At 62.6% G+C, this 17692-nt stretch carries 16 protein-coding genes; 8 read left to right on the forward strand and 8 right to left on the reverse strand.

Annotation, left to right across the window (positions count from 1 at the left end; translation table 11 throughout):
• Nucleotides 1-169 precede the first annotated feature (169 nt).
• Together ETC27_RS02130 and ETC27_RS02135 are read left to right on the forward strand one after the other, a co-directional pair.
• Nucleotides 170-1819, forward strand: coding sequence for a BCCT family transporter (locus ETC27_RS02130; RefSeq protein ID WP_136253319.1), 1650 nt, complete (start codon nucleotides 170-172; stop codon nucleotides 1817-1819).
• Between the two features lie 225 nt (nucleotides 1820-2044).
• The gene (locus ETC27_RS02135; RefSeq protein WP_168709008.1) at nucleotides 2045-3682 is read left to right on the forward strand and encodes a BCCT family transporter; all 1638 of its coding nucleotides are present in this window, start codon (nucleotides 2045-2047) and stop codon (nucleotides 3680-3682) included.
• Nucleotides 3683-3864: 182 nt separating this feature from the next.
• Here ETC27_RS02135 and ETC27_RS17225 read toward each other — a convergent pair whose 3' ends face one another.
• Entirely contained in the window at nucleotides 3865-4038 is a 174-nt protein-coding gene (locus ETC27_RS17225; RefSeq protein WP_168709009.1) for a hypothetical protein, read from the reverse strand.
• A gap of 235 nt (nucleotides 4039-4273) precedes the next feature.
• Here ETC27_RS17225 and ETC27_RS02140 point away from each other — a divergent pair, with 235 nt between their 5' ends.
• The 3 genes from ETC27_RS02140 (at nucleotide 4274) to ETC27_RS02150 (ending at nucleotide 5757) form a co-directional block, all read left to right on the forward strand.
• Entirely contained in the window at nucleotides 4274-4558 is a 285-nt protein-coding gene (locus ETC27_RS02140; protein ID WP_136253320.1) for a hypothetical protein, read from the forward strand.
• A gap of 127 nt (nucleotides 4559-4685) precedes the next feature.
• Nucleotides 4686-5306: a flavin reductase family protein gene (locus ETC27_RS02145; protein ID WP_136253321.1), complete on the forward strand. Its 621-nt coding sequence runs from the start codon at nucleotides 4686-4688 to the stop codon at nucleotides 5304-5306.
• Between the two features lie 184 nt (nucleotides 5307-5490).
• Nucleotides 5491-5757 carry a DksA/TraR family C4-type zinc finger protein gene (locus ETC27_RS02150; protein ID WP_136253322.1) on the forward strand — a complete coding sequence of 89 codons (267 nt, stop codon included), beginning with the start codon at nucleotides 5491-5493 and terminating at the stop codon, nucleotides 5755-5757.
• A 165-nt stretch (nucleotides 5758-5922) separates the two neighbouring features.
• Here ETC27_RS02150 and ETC27_RS02155 read toward each other — a convergent pair whose 3' ends face one another.
• The 6 genes from ETC27_RS02155 to puuE all read right to left on the reverse strand — a co-directional run bounded on the left by ETC27_RS02155 (nucleotide 5923) and on the right by puuE (nucleotide 12368).
• The gene (locus ETC27_RS02155; protein ID WP_136253323.1) at nucleotides 5923-6810 is read right to left on the reverse strand and encodes a 2-hydroxy-3-oxopropionate reductase; all 888 of its coding nucleotides are present in this window, start codon (nucleotides 6808-6810) and stop codon (nucleotides 5923-5925) included.
• Between the two features lie 248 nt (nucleotides 6811-7058).
• Nucleotides 7059-7835 carry a hydroxypyruvate isomerase gene (gene hyi / locus ETC27_RS02160; protein WP_136253324.1) on the reverse strand — a complete coding sequence of 259 codons (777 nt, stop codon included), beginning with the start codon at nucleotides 7833-7835 and terminating at the stop codon, nucleotides 7059-7061.
• Between the two features lie 186 nt (nucleotides 7836-8021).
• Complete coding sequence (gene gcl, locus ETC27_RS02165; protein WP_136253325.1) at nucleotides 8022-9797, reverse strand: glyoxylate carboligase; 1776 nt, start codon at nucleotides 9795-9797, stop codon at nucleotides 8022-8024.
• A 525-nt stretch (nucleotides 9798-10322) separates the two neighbouring features.
• Nucleotides 10323-11171, reverse strand: coding sequence for a bifunctional allantoicase/(S)-ureidoglycine aminohydrolase (locus ETC27_RS02170; protein ID WP_136253326.1), 849 nt, complete (start codon nucleotides 11169-11171; stop codon nucleotides 10323-10325).
• Nucleotides 11168-11341 (reverse strand): hypothetical protein, encoded by a 174-nt coding sequence (locus ETC27_RS17230; RefSeq protein ID WP_168709010.1) that lies wholly within the window; start codon nucleotides 11339-11341, stop codon nucleotides 11168-11170. The genes ETC27_RS02170 and ETC27_RS17230 overlap by 4 nt, the downstream gene beginning before the upstream one ends.
• Before the next feature lie 94 nt (nucleotides 11342-11435).
• Nucleotides 11436-12368 (reverse strand): allantoinase PuuE, encoded by a 933-nt coding sequence (gene puuE / locus ETC27_RS02175; protein WP_136253327.1) that lies wholly within the window; start codon nucleotides 12366-12368, stop codon nucleotides 11436-11438.
• 528 nt (nucleotides 12369-12896) lie between these two features.
• On the opposite strand from puuE, the gene ETC27_RS02180 reads away from it, so the two are divergent.
• Together ETC27_RS02180 and ETC27_RS02185 are read left to right on the forward strand one after the other, a co-directional pair.
• On the forward strand, nucleotides 12897-14468 hold the full coding sequence (locus ETC27_RS02180; RefSeq protein WP_136253328.1) for a carbon-nitrogen hydrolase family protein: 1572 nt from the start codon (nucleotides 12897-12899) through the stop codon (nucleotides 14466-14468).
• A gap of 3 nt (nucleotides 14469-14471) precedes the next feature.
• A complete protein-coding gene (locus ETC27_RS02185; RefSeq protein WP_136253329.1) occupies nucleotides 14472-15290 on the forward strand; it encodes a M90 family metallopeptidase in 819 nt (272 codons plus the stop codon).
• A gap of 30 nt (nucleotides 15291-15320) precedes the next feature.
• Here ETC27_RS02185 and ETC27_RS02190 read toward each other — a convergent pair whose 3' ends face one another.
• Complete coding sequence (locus ETC27_RS02190; protein ID WP_136253330.1) at nucleotides 15321-16199, reverse strand: LysR substrate-binding domain-containing protein; 879 nt, start codon at nucleotides 16197-16199, stop codon at nucleotides 15321-15323.
• A 178-nt stretch (nucleotides 16200-16377) separates the two neighbouring features.
• Here ETC27_RS02190 and ETC27_RS02195 point away from each other — a divergent pair, with 178 nt between their 5' ends.
• A complete protein-coding gene (locus ETC27_RS02195) occupies nucleotides 16378-17556 on the forward strand; it encodes a TauD/TfdA family dioxygenase (protein WP_240724762.1) in 1179 nt (392 codons plus the stop codon).
• Nucleotides 17557-17692: the final 136 nt, after the last annotated feature.

Consider the following 17692-nt stretch of genomic DNA (forward strand, 5'->3'; position numbering starts at 1 on the left):
AGGAAAGCCCGGCGCTCACTCCCCACTCGCAGATAGACGATGCCGGCGCCTTCAGCAACGCCACCGAGGAGGCTTCCAGACCGGAAGAGGCCGGCACCCGCGCAACATGATGAGCGTTGCATGAGGAAACACCCGACTGTCCTACCCCTAACAATAAGGAGAAGCACCCATGAGTCTTCCTAACGAACCGGTACCTCCTACGACAGCGTCGTTGGCAACCGACGACATGCAGACCGATTACACCGTCGGCCAGGACAATATCGAAGGCCGTCTCGGCCCCTTCGACTTCGATGTCCATAACCGGGTCTTCGTTGTCTCGGCGATCGCCTCGGTTCTCTTCATCGTTCTCACCCTGCTGTTCCCGGAGCGGGCAGGCAACCTCTTCCAGTCGGTTGTGGCCTTTTCCACCGGCACCCTGGACTGGTACTTCATGATCCTGGTGGATTTCTTCATCCTGTTCTGTCTGGCACTGGTCGTGCTTCCCTTCGGCAAGGTCCGGCTTGGGGGCCCCGATGCGCGGCCCGAACACAGCTACCTCTCCTGGTTCGCGATGCTGTTCACCGCCGGTATCGGCATCGCCCTGCTGTTCTTCAGCGTGCTGGAACCGGTCTACCATGCCAATGTCTCCTCGCCGCTGGGCACCCCCTCACCCTTCGGTGCCGATGGAGCGCTGAACCCAGAGGCCATCGCCGAGGCCACCGCCATGGGCCTGGCCGGCACCTTCCTTCACTGGGGCCTGCATGGCTGGGCGGTCTATGCCGTCATGGCGCTGGCCTTGGCGCTCTTTTCCTTCAACAAGGGGCTGCCCTTCTCCATCCGCTCGGTCTTCTTCCCGATCCTCGGCGATCGCGTCTGGGGCTGGTGGGGTCATGTGATCGACATCCTGGCGGTATTCTCCACCCTGTTCGGCCTGGCCACGGCGCTCGGGCTCGGGGCGCAGCAGGCCAACGCGGGGATGAATTTCGTCTTCGGCCTCGAGGTCAACGTCACCACCCAGGTCATCGTCATCGTGGCGGTCACCGCGGTGGCCCTGATCTCGGTGTGGCGCGGCCTGGACGGCGGCGTGAAGAAGCTCTCCGAGTGGAACATGATCGCGGCCGTGCTGTTCTTCCTGTTCGTGGTGTTCGCCGGCCCGACCCTGGTGGGGATTACCGGGCTCTGGTCGGGGCTTACGAGCTACGTGACGGAATTCATCCCCCTCTCGGCGCCCTTCGGTCGTGACGACGATGCCTATCGCCAGTCCTGGTCGGTCTTCTACTGGGCCTGGTGGGTCAGCTGGGCCCCGTTCGTCGGCATGTTCGTCGCCCGGGTATCACGCGGTCGCACCGTTCGCGAATTCGTGATCTGTGTGCTGCTGGTGCCCAGCCTGTTCATCTTCATCTGGATGGGCGTGTTCGGCAGCATTGCCCTCGAGCAGCTCTATGCCGACCCCGCCGGCAGCCTGGTCAAGGACTACGTGATCGACAGCTACCAACCGGAACTGGCACTGTTCGGCATGCTGAATGAACTGCCGTTGACGAGCCTGATGTCGACCCTCGGCATCGTCCTGGCGCTGGTCTTCTTCGTCACCTCATCGGATTCCGGCTCGCTAGTCATCGATACCATCACCGCCGGTGGCAAGATCGACGCACCCCGCCCCCAGCGCATGTTCTGGGCCACGGTGGAGGGCCTTATCGCCATCGTGCTGCTGATCGGTGGCGGTCTCTCGGCCCTCCAGGCCGGGGTAACCGCGACGGCGATTCCGTTCTCCATCCTGATGCTTGCGATGTGCTATTGCATCATCAAGGCGCTGAACGGCGAACTGCGTCGCCTCCCCTGATCCTACTGCGCTTCCTCTAAGGTTTCCGCCTCCTGGTCCCATGCCCATACGTGGTCAAGGTTCCAGGAGGACGGTTGCGTCCGGTTCCCATATCGACGCCATGAGGCCAGCCTTCCGACACAGGCAGTCCGCCCCCTCTCGACACCTCCCCCTTCACATTCGACAGCCGACTTGTGAGAGACTCTATCGGTTCTTTCGTTTCCCTTTTGAAAGGAGCAGTCTTTCATGAGCAACTCACAAGAACCGGCGTCACCACCGGGGGCGACCGACATGCAGACGGACTATACCGTCGGCCAGGACAATATCGAGGGCAGCCTGGGGCCCTTCGGTTTCGACATCCATAACCGCGTCTTCGCCATCTCGGCGCTGTCCTCGGTCGTCTTCATCATCCTCACTCTGGTGTTCCCCGACCGGGCCGCCGGCATCTTCCAGTCCATCGTCAGCTTCTCCACCGGCACCCTCGACAGCTATTTCATGATCGTGGTGGATTTCTTCATCGTCTTCAGCATAGCGCTGGCCGTGCTGCCCTACGGCAAGGTCCGCCTGGGCGGTCCCGATGCCAAACCGGAATACGGCTACCTGTCCTGGTTCGCGATGCTGTTCGCGGCCGGCATCGGTATCGGCCTGCTATTCTTCGGCGTGCTTGAGCCGGTCTACCACGCCAACGTCTCCTCTCCGCTGAACGTACCCTCGCCCTTCGGCGCCGACGGCACCCTGAATCCAGCCGCTATCGCCGACGCCACGGGCTTGGGCCTGGCCGGCACCTACCTGCACTGGGGCATCCACGGCTGGGCCGTCTACGTGGTCATGGCGCTGGCGCTGTCGATCTTCACCTACAACAAGGGCCTGCCCTTCTCCATTCGCTCTGCCTTCTTCCCGATTCTGGGCGACCGCGTCTGGGGCTGGTGGGGCCACATTATCGACATCTTGGCGGTGTTCTCCACCCTGTTCGGCCTGGCCACCTCGCTTGGCCTCGGCGCACAGCAAGCCAATGCAGGGTTGAATTTCGTCTTCGGGCTGGAGGTCAACGACTTCACCCAGGTCGCTGTCATCGTGGGGGTCACCGGGGCGGCTCTGATCTCGGTATGGCGCGGCCTGGACGGCGGCGTGAAGCGGCTCTCCGAGCTCAACATGCTGATGGCTGTGCTGTTCTTCCTGTTCGTGCTGTTCGCCGGCCCGACCCTGGCGGCGCTCGCCGGTTTCTGGAACGGGCTAGAGACCTATGTCACCAAGTTCATGCCGCTGTCGGCGCCCTTCGGCCGCGATGACGATGCCTTCCGCCAGTCCTGGACCATCTTCTACTGGGCCTGGTGGATCAGTTGGGCACCGTTCGTCGGCATGTTCATCGCCCGTGTCTCACGCGGCCGTACGGTGCGTGAATTCGTGATCTGCGTGCTGCTGATCCCGAGTATGTGCATCTTCCTGTGGATGGGCGTGTTCGGAGCCACGGCCCTCGAACAACTCTACTCCAACCCGGCCGGCAGCCTGGTCAAGGAATACGTGATCGACAACTACAGCCCCGAGTTGTCGCTGTTCGGCATGCTTAACGAGCTGCCGCTGTCTAGCCTGACATCGACCCTGGGCATCATCCTGGCGCTGATCTTCTTCATTACCTCGTCGGACTCCGGCTCGCTGGTAATCGACACCATCACCGCCGGCGGCAAGATCGACGCACCCCGCCCCCAGCGCATGTTCTGGGCCACGGTGGAAGGCCTGATCGCCATCGTGCTGTTGCTAGGCGGCGGGCTCTCGGCACTGCAGGCCGGCGTGACCGCAACGGCGATTCCGTTCTCCGTCGTGATGCTGGTGATGTGCTACACCATCGTCAAGGCCTTGAATAGCGAACTACGCCTCCACTCCTAGCACGCTACGGGATCATCCCGTCCGCTTCCCTCTGGATACCTGACGACCGACAGGCTCGGCGCTCCAGAGGGAAGCCACTGCCGTTATGAAGCGACATCCTGCCGGGCCCTTTACCTCGGGGCCATTTCCCCGTCTCCAGCATCAAGGCGCGCCAAGAAAAACCGGCTAACCAAGGATTCGGCTCAGTCGCCCTCGCCAGATTTTATATCCGTTAGCAACAGGCCGGCTCCCAGGCCCGTCATCAATGCGCCCAGAGACGCCAGCCCGGCGTGCTCCTTGAAGAACAGCGCCACGCCAATTCCCAGCAGCATGGCTCCGCCGATGGTCCAGATGCCCTTGCTCCATGCACCCTTCATCACCGCCCCCTCGCGCTTAACGCTTGACTGCCCGGCGACGAAACTTATGTCCACTGTGACAGTCTTAATTAGATGGCAGAAACGTGCCAGTTGAGGCGCTTGAATAGACGATTAAAAATTGATCATGGGCAAAATACTTGCATGCTATTGGTTTATTCGTTACGTTTTTGTACAGCATTCGTACATGACACATAAATGCTTGAAGTACTATTCACCGGAAGAAGAGAGCTACACCATGAAACGTATAGCGACCACTGCTTCAGCTTTAACCCTCATGATGATGGTGTCCGGCGCAGCCTTGGCCGAGCACCACGAAGAAGCGATGGCAGATCCGACTGGTGTCGATTCCAGCAATGAAGTCAGCGAAATGTCTCAGGACAGCGCCGAACTAGATGAGGGCGCAGTCGCCGAAGAGAGCGGCGTCAACAGTGCCAATGAGATTGAGCAAGACAGCGACGCGAACCTTGAAGAAGGCGAAGTTGCTGAAGATAGCGGTGTGGATTCCGCTAATGAAACCTGATACTCAGCGTCTCCGTTGATGACTCAAACCCCGGCCATGCCGGGGTTTTTCGTTTTGCCAGCCATTCTCGTCAACGGCATACTGACAACCCGTTGCTCAGTGCACATGCCACCCCCGGAGAAGCTTCATGCCCGATAACGTGCATTTCTATCGCCCTGATGACGGCCACGGTCTCCCCCACAATCCCTTCAATTCCATCATAGGGCCACGCCCCATCGGTTGGATTTCCTCGCAGAGCGCAGCAGGCACCCTCAACCTGGCGCCCTACAGCTTTTTCAATGCGTTCAACTACACGCCGCCGATCATCGGGTTCGCAAGCGTCGGCTACAAGGACAGCGTGCGGAACATCGAGGAAACCGGTGAGTTCTGCTGGCAGCTCTCGACCCGCGAATTGGCCGAGCCGATGAATCAAAGCTGCGCGGCGGTAGATGCAGAAATAAACGAATTCAGCCTTTCCGGCCTAACCCCCGCTCCCTCGCAGATCGTTAACGTGCCCCATGTCGCCGAGGCGCGGGTCGTCTTCGAGTGCCGTCTGAGCCAGGTCTTGCAGCTCACCTCAGCCGCCGGTGATGCGGTCAATACCTGGCTGGTGCTGGGCGAGGTGGTCGGTGTCCATATCGACCAGACCCTGTTGAAGGACGGTGTCTATCAAACCGCCGCCGCCGGCCCCATCTTGCGCGGTGGCGGTCCTGCGGACTACTTCGAGATCACCCCTGAGCAGCACTTCGAGATGCATCGCCCCGGCTAGCGTCAACCACCCGGCCATCTTGATGAGGCAGCTGTTTGCTGTCGTATCCTCGCCTGTGCGCGCCGTGCTGACGCATGGCTAGCCGCCCGCCGATGAACCAGACTTAAAGAATGGCGAGAATGCGCTGGAAAAGCAGAGTAGAACTAAGTGGATGAGCGGTGCGAAACGCGCCCAGGAGGACGACATGGCAGGAGGATGGTCAAAAGATGGTGCCGTGCAGGAGCAGATCGACAGCACGATAGAAGATGCCCTCGAACGGGCGCGAAGCGAGTTGCCCCGGGGGGAAAGCCTGGAATACTGCGAAGAATGCGAAGCAGAGATCCCGCAGGCACGACGCGAGGCCGTGAAGGGCGTACGCCTGTGCATCAAGTGTCAGAGCGAGCGCGACAAGCAGCGCTCGTCCGTCAGCGGCTACAACCGACGCGGCAGTAAGGACAGCCAGCTGCGTTAGGCTTCCTGCCTTGGTTGCTTTCATGTTCGCCCACAACATTCAGACGACCGACGAAGCTTTACAGGGATGTTTCGAATTCGGCAGGTGACGATTTGACGCCTGCTCCCAGCGAACAGTCACCTCCCCTGCCCTCGCCGGCCATCGCGGATGGCCGGCGGGACGGACTCAGCGGCTGCCGACCTCATGGCCGGCGAGCGCCTCCAGGGCACGGACGATGCCGGAATGGTCCCAGTCGGCTCCGCCGTGGGCGGCGCAGGCCTGGAACAACTGCTGGGCATTGGCGGTGCCGGGCAGCGCAAGGTCAAGGCTGCGCGCGCCTTCCAATGCCAGGTTGAGGTCCTTCTGATGCAGTTTGATCTTGAAGCCAGGATCGAAGGTGCGATTGATCATGCGCTCGCCATGCACGTCGAGGATCTTCGACTGAGCCAGGCCACCGAGCAGCGACTCGCGGACCTTGGCCACGTCGGCACCGGCCCTTGAAGCAAACAGCAGGCCCTCGGAGACCGCCTCGATGGTCAGCGCGACGACGATCTGGTTGGCCACCTTGCAGGTCTGGCCGGCGCCCTGGTCGCCGATATGGGTGATGGTCTTGCCCATGAGCTCGAGTAGCGGCTGGGCGCGCTCGAAGCCTTTCGGGGTGGCGCCGACCATGATGGTCAGGGCCGCATTGATGGCCCCGCCCTCGCCGCCGGAGACCGGCGCATCGACGTACTCGCCCCCGGCCTCGGTGATGCGCTTGGCGAATTCCTGGGTGGCCAGCGGGGCGATGGAGCTCATGTCGATCACCAAGGTGCCCGGCTTGAGGCCCTCGATGATACCGCCCTCGCCGAACAGCACCTGCTCGACGTCGGGGGTATCAGGAACGATGGTGATGATCACCTCGGAGGCCTCGGCGACCGCCTTGGGATCGGCGAGCTCCTGCATGCCCTTGGAAGCCAAAGTCTCGTCCAGCGTGCCGCGCTTGACGGTGGAAAGCGTGTGGCCGGCGTCCAGCAGGTGGCCTGCCATGGGACGGCCCATGATGCCCAGCCCGATAAAACCGATCTTGCTCATGATATCTCTCCTTGCGGATTACGAGCCCTTTTCACAACCAGGCTGGTGACGGGGCTGCCCGGCGACAAGCCTTCGCGAGGGCGCTATAAACCCTTCCCTGGGCGCTACCTTTGCCATCCATGGCAAAGGACCCTCGCTACGCCTTGTCCCCGGCGCCCTCATCGCTAGACGCCTGGAAATGAGCTCATATTGTCTTCAGTCATCGATGTCTTGCGGTGCCGCACGAAAAAGACCTAGTGAGCGCCGTTTTAGCGCACGGCGTCCAGCCAGCCTAGCCCTTCCCGGGTCCCCGCCTGGGGCTTGTACTCGCAGCCGATCCAGCCCGCATAGCCCAGGCGATCGAGGTGGGCGAACAGGAAGGGATAGTTGATCTCGCCTGTGCCCGGCTCATGGCGGCCCGGGTTGTCGGCCAGCTGCACGTGGGCGATGCGATCGAGGTGCTTCTCGATGGTCGGGGCCAGGTCCCCTTCCATGATCTGCATGTGATAGATGTCGTACTGCAGCTTCAGGTTTCGGCTTCCCACCTCGTCGAAGAGCGCCAGGGCCTGCGTGGTGCGGTTGAGGAAGAAGCCCGGGATGTCGCGGGTGTTGATCGGCTCGGCGATCAGCAGGATGCCGGCGGCCTCGAGCTTGTCGGCGGCGAAGCGCAGGTTGTCGACCAGGGTCTGGCGGGCCTGGTGATCGCTGACCCCCTCGGGCTGGATGCCGGCCAGGCAGTTGACCTGCGTGTTGCCGAGCACCCGGGCGTACTCGATGGCACGCTCGACGCCTTCGCGAAACTCCTCGACGCGATCCGGGTGGCAAGCAATGCCACGCTCGCCGCCCCCCCAGTCGCCGGCCGGCAGGTTGAACAGCACCTGGGTCAGGCCATTGTCGTCGAGGCGCCGCTTGATCTCGGCGGCCTCGAAATCGTATGGGAAGAGGTATTCGACCCCCTTGAAGCCGGCCGCGGCGGCGGCCTGGAAGCGGTCGAGGAAGTCGACCTCGGTAAACAGCATGCTGAGATTGGCGGCGAACTTGGCCATAGTGTTCTCCTTTGAGTCGTTGGCAGGGCTATTACGGTGACGTCTCGGTGCTCAGGCGGGGCTGATCCGCGGGTAGGCCTGCGCGGAGGCGCTGTAGCCCCTTCCCAGGGCGCTACTTTTGCCCTCCATGGCAAAAGACCTCCGCTTCGACCTGCCCCGGCCCCCTCCTCGCGCCTTGTCTGTGCATCAGGTGAGTGCCGCGATCGAGCTCGGCGCATCGGCGACGTTCTCAGCCAGTTCCTCAAATTCGTTGATGCCGGCCAGGTCGGTGCCCATGGAGATGTTGGTCACCCGCTCGAGGATCACCTCGACCACCACCGGCACGCGGTGCTCGCGCATCAGCTCACGAGCTTCAGCAAAGGCCGGAGCGATCTGGTCGGGCTCGGTGACGCGGATCGCCTTGCAGCCCAGGCCCTCGACCACCGAGACGTGGTCCACCCCATAGCCGTTGATCTCCGGACAGTTGATGTTCTCGAACGACAGCTGCACCTGGTAGTCCATCTCGAAGCCGCGCTGGGCCTGGCGAATCAGCCCCAGGTAGGAGTTGTTCACTAGCACGTGGAGGTAGGGCAGGTTGAACTGGGCGCCCACCGCCAGCTCCTCGATCATGAACTGAAAATCATAGTCGCCGGACAGCGCGACGATCTCGGCGTCCGGATCGGCGCGCCGCACGCCCAGGGCCGCCGGGATGGTCCAGCCCAACGGGCCCGCCTGGCCACAGTTGATCCAATGGCGCGGCTTGTAGACGTGCAGGAACTGGGCGCCGGCGATCTGCGACAGGCCGATGGTGCTGATGTAGCGGGTGTTCCTGCCGAACGCCTTGTTCATCTCCTCGTAGACGCGCTGCGGCTTGACCGGCACGTCGTCGAAGTGCGTCTTGCGCAGCAAGGTCCGCTTGCGTTCCTGGCACTCCTCGGCCCAGGCGCGGCGATCCTTGAGCTTGCCCGCGGCCTGCCACTCGCGGGCCACCGTGACGAACAGCTCGAGCGCCGCCTTGGCGTCGGAGACGATGCCGTAGTCCGGGCCGAAGATGCGGCCGATCTGGGTCGGCTCGATGTCCACGTGGACGAACGTGCGACCCTTGGTGTAACTATCCAGCGTCCCGGTGTGACGATTGGCCCAGCGGTTGCCGATGCCCATCACGAAGTCGGACTCGAGCAGGGTCGCGTTGCCATAGCGATGCGAGGTCTGCAGGCCGACCATGCCCGCCATCAGTTGGTGATCGTCCGGGATGGTGCCCCAGCCCATCAGGGTCGGGATGACCGGCACGCCGGTGAGCTCGGCAAACTCGGTGAGCAGATCGCTGGCGTCGGCGTTGATGATACCGCCCCCGGCCACCAGCAACGGCTTGTCGGCCTCGTTGAGCATGCCCAGAGCCTTCTCGATCTGGCCGCGGCTGGCACTGGGCTTGTAGGCCGGCAGCGGCTCGTAGGTGTCCGGGTCGAACTCGATCTCGGTCATCTGCACGTCGATCGGCAGGTCGAGCAACACAGGACCCGGCCGTGAGCTGCGCATGATCTGGAAGGCCTGCTGGAAGGCCCGCGGCACCTGAGCCGGCTCCCGCACGGTGATGGCCCACTTGGTGACCGGGCCGGCGATGGCCTGGATGTCCACTGCCTGGAAGTCTTCCTTGTGCAGCTTGCTGACCGGCGCCTGCCCCGTGATGCACAGGATCGGGATGGAATCCGCCGAGGCCGAGTAGAGGCCGGTGATCATGTCGGTGCCGGCCGGCCCGGAGGTACCGATGCACACCCCGATGTTGCCGGCCTTAGTGCGGGTATAGCCCTCGGCCATGTGCGAGGCGCCTTCGACATGGCGTGCCAGGATGTGATCGACGCCGCCGACCTTGCGCATGGCGGCGTAGAAGGGGTTGATGGCGGCACCGGGCAGTCCAAAGGCGACCTCGATACCTTCCTTCCTGAGCACGTGAACGGCGGCTTCTGCGGCGGTCATGCGAGCCATGGCGATTTCTCCTCGGGCAGTTTTTATTCTAATCACTCTTTGTATACAGAGGTTAGTTCGGCCTCCTCATGGCGTCCAATTTTTATGGAAAAAATTTCCACAAAATATCTTAAGCGAGGAATTCCATTGATATTCAATTATTTATACTCAAACTATGTCTCATTTTTCTCACTGATATCACTGCACCATTACTGAAAAAACGCATCCCAGTAGAAGCTTATAGAATAAATTATTGTATACAAAAGAACTTAATCCTTTGCGGCATCACCTCCTCGATTGCGGCTAGACGCACCTGCTGGCCATTCTGTAGTGGATCACGCATTCGAGGCACCAGCCGTGAGGTGCTAAGGAAGTGCGATAGTCCACACGCACGGTATTTGTTGACCGGCCAAGAATCGATCACCCAGGCCATCACGTCGCCTGAGCAAGCGTTGGTTCAGTCTGATCCGCCTGCTCAGACGCCAAAAACGACGACACCCGCCGAAAGGCGGGTGTCGAGGGATATCGATTCCGTTCTTGAGCCGATCAGGAGCGCTTGCTGTAGGGCAGCGCCATGTGCCGATTGACATCCTTGTAAAGCAGATAGCGGAAGGGGCCGGGTCCGCCCGCATAGCAGGCCTGCGGGCAGAAGGCGCGTAGCCACATGTAGTCGCCGGCTTCGACCTCGACCCATTGCTGGTTGAGGTGGTAAACCGCCTTGCCCTCGAGCACATAGAGACCGTGCTCCATGACGTGAGTCTCATCGAAGGGAATCACGCCACCCGGCTGAAAGCTGACGATATTGACATGCATGTCGTGGCGCATGTCGTCCTGATCGACGAAGCGGGTGGTCGCCCACACCTCGTTGCAGTCCGGCATTACCGCGGGCTCGATGTCGTTCTCGTTGGTGACGAAGGGCTCGGGCGCCTCGATACCGTCAACGAACTCATAGGCCTTGCGAATCCAGTGAAAGCGCACCGGCGCGTCAGCCTCATTGCGCAGCTGCCAGTCGGTTCCTGGCGGGATGAAAGCATAGCCCCCCGGCACCATGTGGTGCTTCTCGCCCGCCAGCGTCAGCTTCATCTCGCCATCCACCACAAAGAGCACGCCCTCGGCGCCCGGATCGGTCTCGGGCCGCTCGCTACCGCCACCAGACGAGACCTCCATGATGTACTGGGAGAAGGTCTCGGCGAAGCCGGATAGCGGGCGCGACAGCACCCACAGGCGAGTGTTCTCCCAATGAGGCAGCTTGCTGGCGACGATGTCGCGATACACGCCCTTGGGGATGACCGCGAAGGCCTCGGTGAACATGGCCCGGTCGGTGGTCATTACCTTCTGGCTCGGGTGGCCGCCCTGGGGGGCATAGTATTGATGAGGGGACTGTCGCTGGCTCATGGGGTTGCCTCTTGGCTGTAGTGAGTCGTGACGGCCACGCTTTCGGGCCGGGTCACGCGGATATCATTGGAATGCTCGTCGCCGTTGTTGCCCTCTCCAGCGCGATCGATCACCCGGCACTCGCCTGCGCGCCAGCACCGACTGAGGAAGAGAATCTTGAGCTCTCGCATGTCAGCGCCTGCCAAAGTCAGGACGGCTTGTGCAAGCAGTTCCCCCGAGCGCTCGTGACGATACGCTGATGACGGCGCACTGATTACGACGCGCTCAGGTCGCCGGATGGTGTTCGGCCCAGTGCCGTGCGATGTCCACGCGGCGGGTCACCCAAACACGGTCGTGGGCCTCGATATGATCGAGGAAACGCTGCAGCGCCCGGAAACGACCGGGGCGACCGAGCAGCCGGCAGTGCATACCCACCGAGAGCATCTTCGGCGTGTCCTCGCCCTCAGCATAGAGAACATCGAAGGCGTCACGCAGGTAGGTGAAGAAGTGGTCGGCGGTGTTGAAGCCCTGGGGGGCAGCGAAACGCATGTCGTTGCTATCCAGGGTATAGGGCACCACCAGATGGCTATGCTCCCGGCCCTGACTGTCCTTCTCGCGGGCCCAAAACGGCAGATCGTCACCGTAATAGTCGCTGTCGTAGAGGAAGCTGCCCTCGTCGAGCACCAGGCGCCGGGTATTGGGGCTGTCGCGGCCGGTGTACCACCCCTGGGGTTTTTCGCCGTACAACGACTGAAATATCTCGATGGCACGGCGCATATGCTCCCGTTCGATATCTTCGGGCACATTCTGGTAATGAATCCAGCGATAGCCGTGGCAGGCAACCTCGTGGCCGAGCTCCTTGAAGGCCTGGGCGACCTCGGGATTACGCTCAAGCGCCATGGCCACACCAAACACGGTCAGCGGCAAGCCGCGGCGCTCGAACTCGCGCAGGATCCGCCACACCCCCGCCCGCGAACCATACTCGTAGATAGACTCCATACTTAAATGACGGTCGGGGAAGGAAGGCGCACCGATGATCTCGGAGAGGAACTGCTCGGAGCCTTCGTCACCGTGCAACACATTGTTCTCACCGCCCTCCTCATAATTGAGCACGAACTGCACGGCAATACGCGCCTTGCCGGGCCAGTTGGCCTGAGGAGGGGTGGCGCCGTAGCCAATCAGGTCGCGGGGGTAATCCGTATGAGTCGGTGAGGTCATGGCAATGCATCCTTCTTGTTCTGTGAGCGCTCAGCGGAATCGTGGCCCTATACAAGCGACATAAACTGTATACAAAAAAGGATAGATGGTGCTCAGGATGTATTCAAGGGCGCGCCCCCAGCTCGCTAATGCCGGGTAGCTTCAAGGTGTCGTGGACCGCCGTGACTTACCGTTCGGGATTTGCATACAGGGTAGCACCGAACAGGACAATGTTGGTGATGCGCTTGAGTATTGCAAGCGCATCGCGAGTCTCATATGCGCCTATTTTGTATACAAACATTATCACTCCTGGCCGCTGCTCGTAGACGACATACGGGAACCGCTGCGCCATACAGTGGTTTTTCAGTGGCACGCTCACGCTGGACCCGCGGCGAGGAGCGAGCATCATTCATTGCTCCAAGCCTGGGGGTTGCAGGCGGCTGATGCCAACGACCTAGCCCGGGCATGTTTGGCCGCAGCGTTGCATCATTTGTCGCTCGACCCCATGGTAGACTGCAACGATCTCACTTGGCGGGAGCCCCGGCATACATGTCCCTCGAAGACCTGCACCTGACACTTCGCAATCTCACTCCGGACGACTATCCTCAGCTCAAGACATTGATGGACCGGGTGTACCACGACATAGGCGGCTCCTGGCCGCAACGTACCATCGACCGTCTGATCGACGAGTTTCCCGACGGCCAGATCGTGATCGAAGATGACCAGACCCTGGTCGGTGTGGCGCTGACCGCACGGGTCGATTACGAGGAATTTTCCAACCCGCATCGCTATGACGACCTGATGGATCAGCGGGAGATCATCCTCAACGTTCCGGAAGGCGATGCCATGTACGGCCTGGATGTGCTGATCGACCCGGCCTACCGCGGCTACCGGCTCGGTCGGCGCCTCTACGAAGCCCGCAAGGACCTTTGCAAGTCCATGAACATGCGCGCCATTCTTGCCGGCGGACGGATTCCCAACTATCACCAGTACTCCGATGAAATGACCCCGGCCGAGTATCTGGACCAGGTCTCGCGCAAGGAAATTCACGACCCGATCCTTTCCTTCCAGCTGGCCAACGACTTCCAGGTCAAGCGCCTCTTGACCAAGTACCTGCCGGAGGACGAGAAGTCCCAGGGCTACGCGACCCTGCTCGAGTGGAACAATATCCTCTTCGAGCCCGCCGAATCAGTGCTCGAGACCCGCAAGACCCAGGTACGGGTGGGCGCGGTACAGTGGCAGATGCGCGAATTCTCCTCGGTGGAGGCGGTGCTTCAGCAGGCCGAGTACTTCGTCGACGCGCTGTCGGATTATCAAAGCGACTTCGCCGTCTTTCCGGAGCTCTTCAACGCCCCGCTGATGGGCCTGCAGGACCGCGCCGCCCAGCAGGACCAGATCGCCGCCATCCGTTTCCTGGCCGGCTTCACCGAGCGCTTCAAGAGCGAGCTGTCGCGCATGGCGGTGTCGTACAACATCAACATCGTCGCCGGCTCGATGATTGAAGAGCGCGACGATGGCCACCTCTACAACATGTCCTACCTCTTTCACCGCGACGGCGATATCGAGGCCCAGGCCAAGTTGCATATCACGCCCCAGGAGCGCCGAGACTGGATCATTGAGGGCGGCGACGATCTGCGGGTCTTCGATACCGATGCCGGCCGGATCGGCATCCTGATCTGCTACGACGTCGAGTTCCCGGAACTCTCGCGGCTGCTGGCCGATCAGGAAATGGACATCCTGTTCGTGCCCTTCTGGACCGACACCAAGAATGGCTACCTGCGGGTGCGTCACTGCTCCCAGGCCCGCGCCATCGAGAACGAGTGCTACGTCGTGCTGTGCGGCAGCGTCGGCAACGTGCCTTCCATCGAGAACATGGAGATCCAGTACGCCCAGTCCTCGGTATTCTCGCCCTCGGACTTCGCCTTCCCCCATGACGCGGTGCTGGCGGAGACCACCCCCAACACCGAGATGATCATGTTCTCGGATCTGGATCTGACCCGGCTGACGGTGGTGCGCAACGAAGGCTCGGTCACCAACCTCAAGGATCGCCGACAGGATCTGTTCGACCTGCGCTGGCGCGACTGGTCCTGGAAGTCTGGCTCTCGTCAGGACGACAGCTGAGCCATGCTCGAACACTGGCGGCGCTGGCGGGCCGCCCGGTTCGCCGCCCGCCACCCCTTCCCCACTGAGACCTGGGCCGAGGCCCGGGCTCGCTTGCCACTGCTTTCGGCATTAAGCGATGCAGACGCCGAGCACCTGGGGCAGCGTGCCTGGTGCTTCGTGCATGCCAAGCGGCTCTCGCTGCACCCCGCCCTGGCCAATACGCCTTTCGACGAACCGGCTCGCCTGGCACTGGCCGCTCAGGCCTGTTTGCTGACCCTGGGCTGGTCGGACGCCGAGCATCATGAGGCCTTCGCCAATGTGCATGAGATCCTGATTCTGCCCGAGGCCTTCGAGCGCCGCGTCGAGGAAATGGATGAGGCCGGGGTCATGCATCAGTACGCCGATGAGCGCGCCGGCGAGACCTCCTTCCAGGGCCCGGTGGTGGTGGCCTATCCCGATCTGATGGAAAGCGGCGGGTTCTCGGGCTTCAACGTGCTGATCCACGAACTCGCCCACAAGCTCGACATGGGCAACTCGCTGGATGTCGACGGCTTCCCGCCGCTACCGCGGGACATAGCCGCCAATGAGTGGCATCGGGTCTTCACCGCCGTATGGGATGACCTGCAGGCGCGCCTCGCTCGCAGCGAGGACACCCCCATCGACGACTATGCAGCAAGCCATCCGGGGGAATGTTTCGCGGTCTGCTGTGAATACTTCTTCAGTGCCCCGGACCAACTCGATGAGGCCTACCCAGCCCTGTACGCGTTGCTATCCCGCTATTTCCAGCAGGACCCGCTGACGCGCCTGCCGCCCCGCGAAGAGGCCTCGACACGCGGCTGAGCACCATGGACGGGCGACGGCGAGCCGCCATCAGGCATCATGACGCCCCAGCCCCTCGGCGAGCCAGGCCCAGAGTTCTTCGGCCGCGTACCTCGGCTGACGGTTGGCGGGACGCACCAACCAGAAGCGCTCAGCGCTTTCCACCGACAGCGAAAAGGGCTGCACCAGGTCGTCGCGACCCTCGACCAGCCGGCGATGGGTGAGCGCCACCCCACCGCCAGCGGCGGCGAGCGTCAGCGTCATGGCCTGGGTATCGCAGATCATCGCCGGACAGCCGTCCTCGATCCCGGCGATACCAGCCCGCTCCAGCCAGGCGGGCCAGCCCACCGCAAATCCCGCCGCGTGAAGCAGGGTCTCCCCGGCCAGATCCTCCGGTGCCACGAGGCGGGCGGCCACCTGGGGCGAGCAGACCGGCACCATCGCCTCATCGCCGAGCGAGAGCGTCTCCATGTCCGCCCAATCCCCCGCGCCGTAACGGAGCTCGAGATCAGCGCCTTCCGGTCCGAAGTCCTCCGGCCAGATGGCGCTGACCAGGCGGACCGTCACCGCCGGATACGCGTGATGAAAGGCCAGCAGCCGTGACGCCAGCCAGGTCTGCTGGATCAGCGGCGTGGTGCGCAGGGTTATCGGCGCATCCGGGCTCGGGCCGAATACCTCGGCCGTGCCTTCCGCCAGCCGCGAGAAGGCCTCCAGCACGCTGGGTAGCCAGGCCTGACCCGCCGGCGTCAGGCTCAGGCTGCGCGGATGGCGCAAGAACAGCTTCTGGCCTAGGCGATCCTCGAGCAGCCGGATGCGCTGGCTGATAGCCGCCTGGGTCACCCCCAGCTCCTGACCGGCCGCCGTGAAACTCATGGTGCGAGCGGCGGCCTCGAAGGCCTGCAGCCAGGTCAGCGGGGGCAGGCTCTTCATGACGACTCCTTCATGACGTCTCCCTCATCCCGACGCCGTCACGACGCCCGATGAAAAACTTGGTGATAAGCTCAGCTTGGGCATTGGGGCCATATTAATCGTTTGTCTAATACCGATACAAACGTGAACATGGACGCCATCTTGTCTTCACCTGGCCCTCAGCCAACAGGAGTGCTGCATGAACGCCACCACGCTTTCCGCTCCCGACACCCGCCCCGTCATCGCCATGGGCGAGCTGTCCGCCTATTCCGATGCCCCGGCGCTGACCGATGTGCTGGCCAGCGGCGCCCGTGCCACCCTCAGCTGGGCCGATGGCGCCCAGGCGCACTTTCCGCTGATGTGGCTGCGCGACAACTGCGCCTGCGTGGCCTGTCGCCACGCCATCACCCGGGAGCGCCTCTATGTGCCCCTCGCACCGATCACCACCGCCCCCGAGGCGAAGCTTCATGACGGCAATCTGATCCTTAACTGGCAAGACGGCCACGTAAGCACCTTCGACGCCGGCTGGCTCCATCAGCGCCGCCCAGGCCAGGAGCCGGCGCCGGTCATCCCGGCACGCCGCCCCTGGGCAACCGACTTTGCCCCCACCCACGTCAGCCATGCCGACTTCGTGGGCAGCGCCTCCGGCGAGCGTGCCTGGCTCACAGCCCTGCTGCGCGACGGCTTGGTGCTGATGGACGGGGGCCCGCTGGCCGATGAGGAGGTCAGCCGCCTGGCCGAGCGCATCGGCCCGATGCGTCCGACCAACTTCGGCGCCCGCTTCGACGTGCGCTCCAAGCCCAACCCCAACAACGCCGCCTATACCGCCATGGGCCTGGCGCTACACACCGACCTGCCCAACTGGCGCCAGCCGCCGGACATTCAACTGCTCTACTGCCTGGAGAATGACGCCGAGGGTGGCGAGTCTATCTTTGCCGACGGCTTCGCGGCGGCCGACACCCTTCGCCAGCAGGATCCCGAGGCCTTCCGTATCCTCAGCGAGACGCCGATCGACTTTCGCTTCCAGGACGAGGAGCAAGACATCACCACCCGCGCACCGGTGCTGTCGGTGGATCACGACGACCAGCTGATCGAAGTGCGCTTCAACAACTGGATCCGCGACAGCCTGCGCCTGCCGACCCACGCGATCGATGCCTGGTACGCCGCCTATCGCCGGTTCTGGGAGCTGCTGCATTCCTCGCAGCACCAGCTCGACTTCGCCCTGGCGCCGGGCCAGATGATCGCCTTCGACAACCGCCGGGTGCTGCATGGCCGCCGCGCCTTCGACCCGAGCACCGGCCGCCGCCACCTGCAGGGCACCTACCTGGATCTGGACATGATCGAATCGCGCCTGCGAGTGCTGTCTCGGCCCGACTGACTCAGTTCTTAGCGTCGCCCAGCACAGCGCGATGCCCGACGAGTGCACCCCGTAGGAACGCGACGTAAAAAACGTTGCCCAAGAGGGGTTCGCGGATCATGGCGTGAGGCATGATACGCCGCGCCCAGTGTGCCGC

Source organism: Onishia niordana (assembly GCF_004798965.1).
Lineage (GTDB): Bacteria > Pseudomonadota > Gammaproteobacteria > Pseudomonadales > Halomonadaceae > Onishia > Onishia niordana.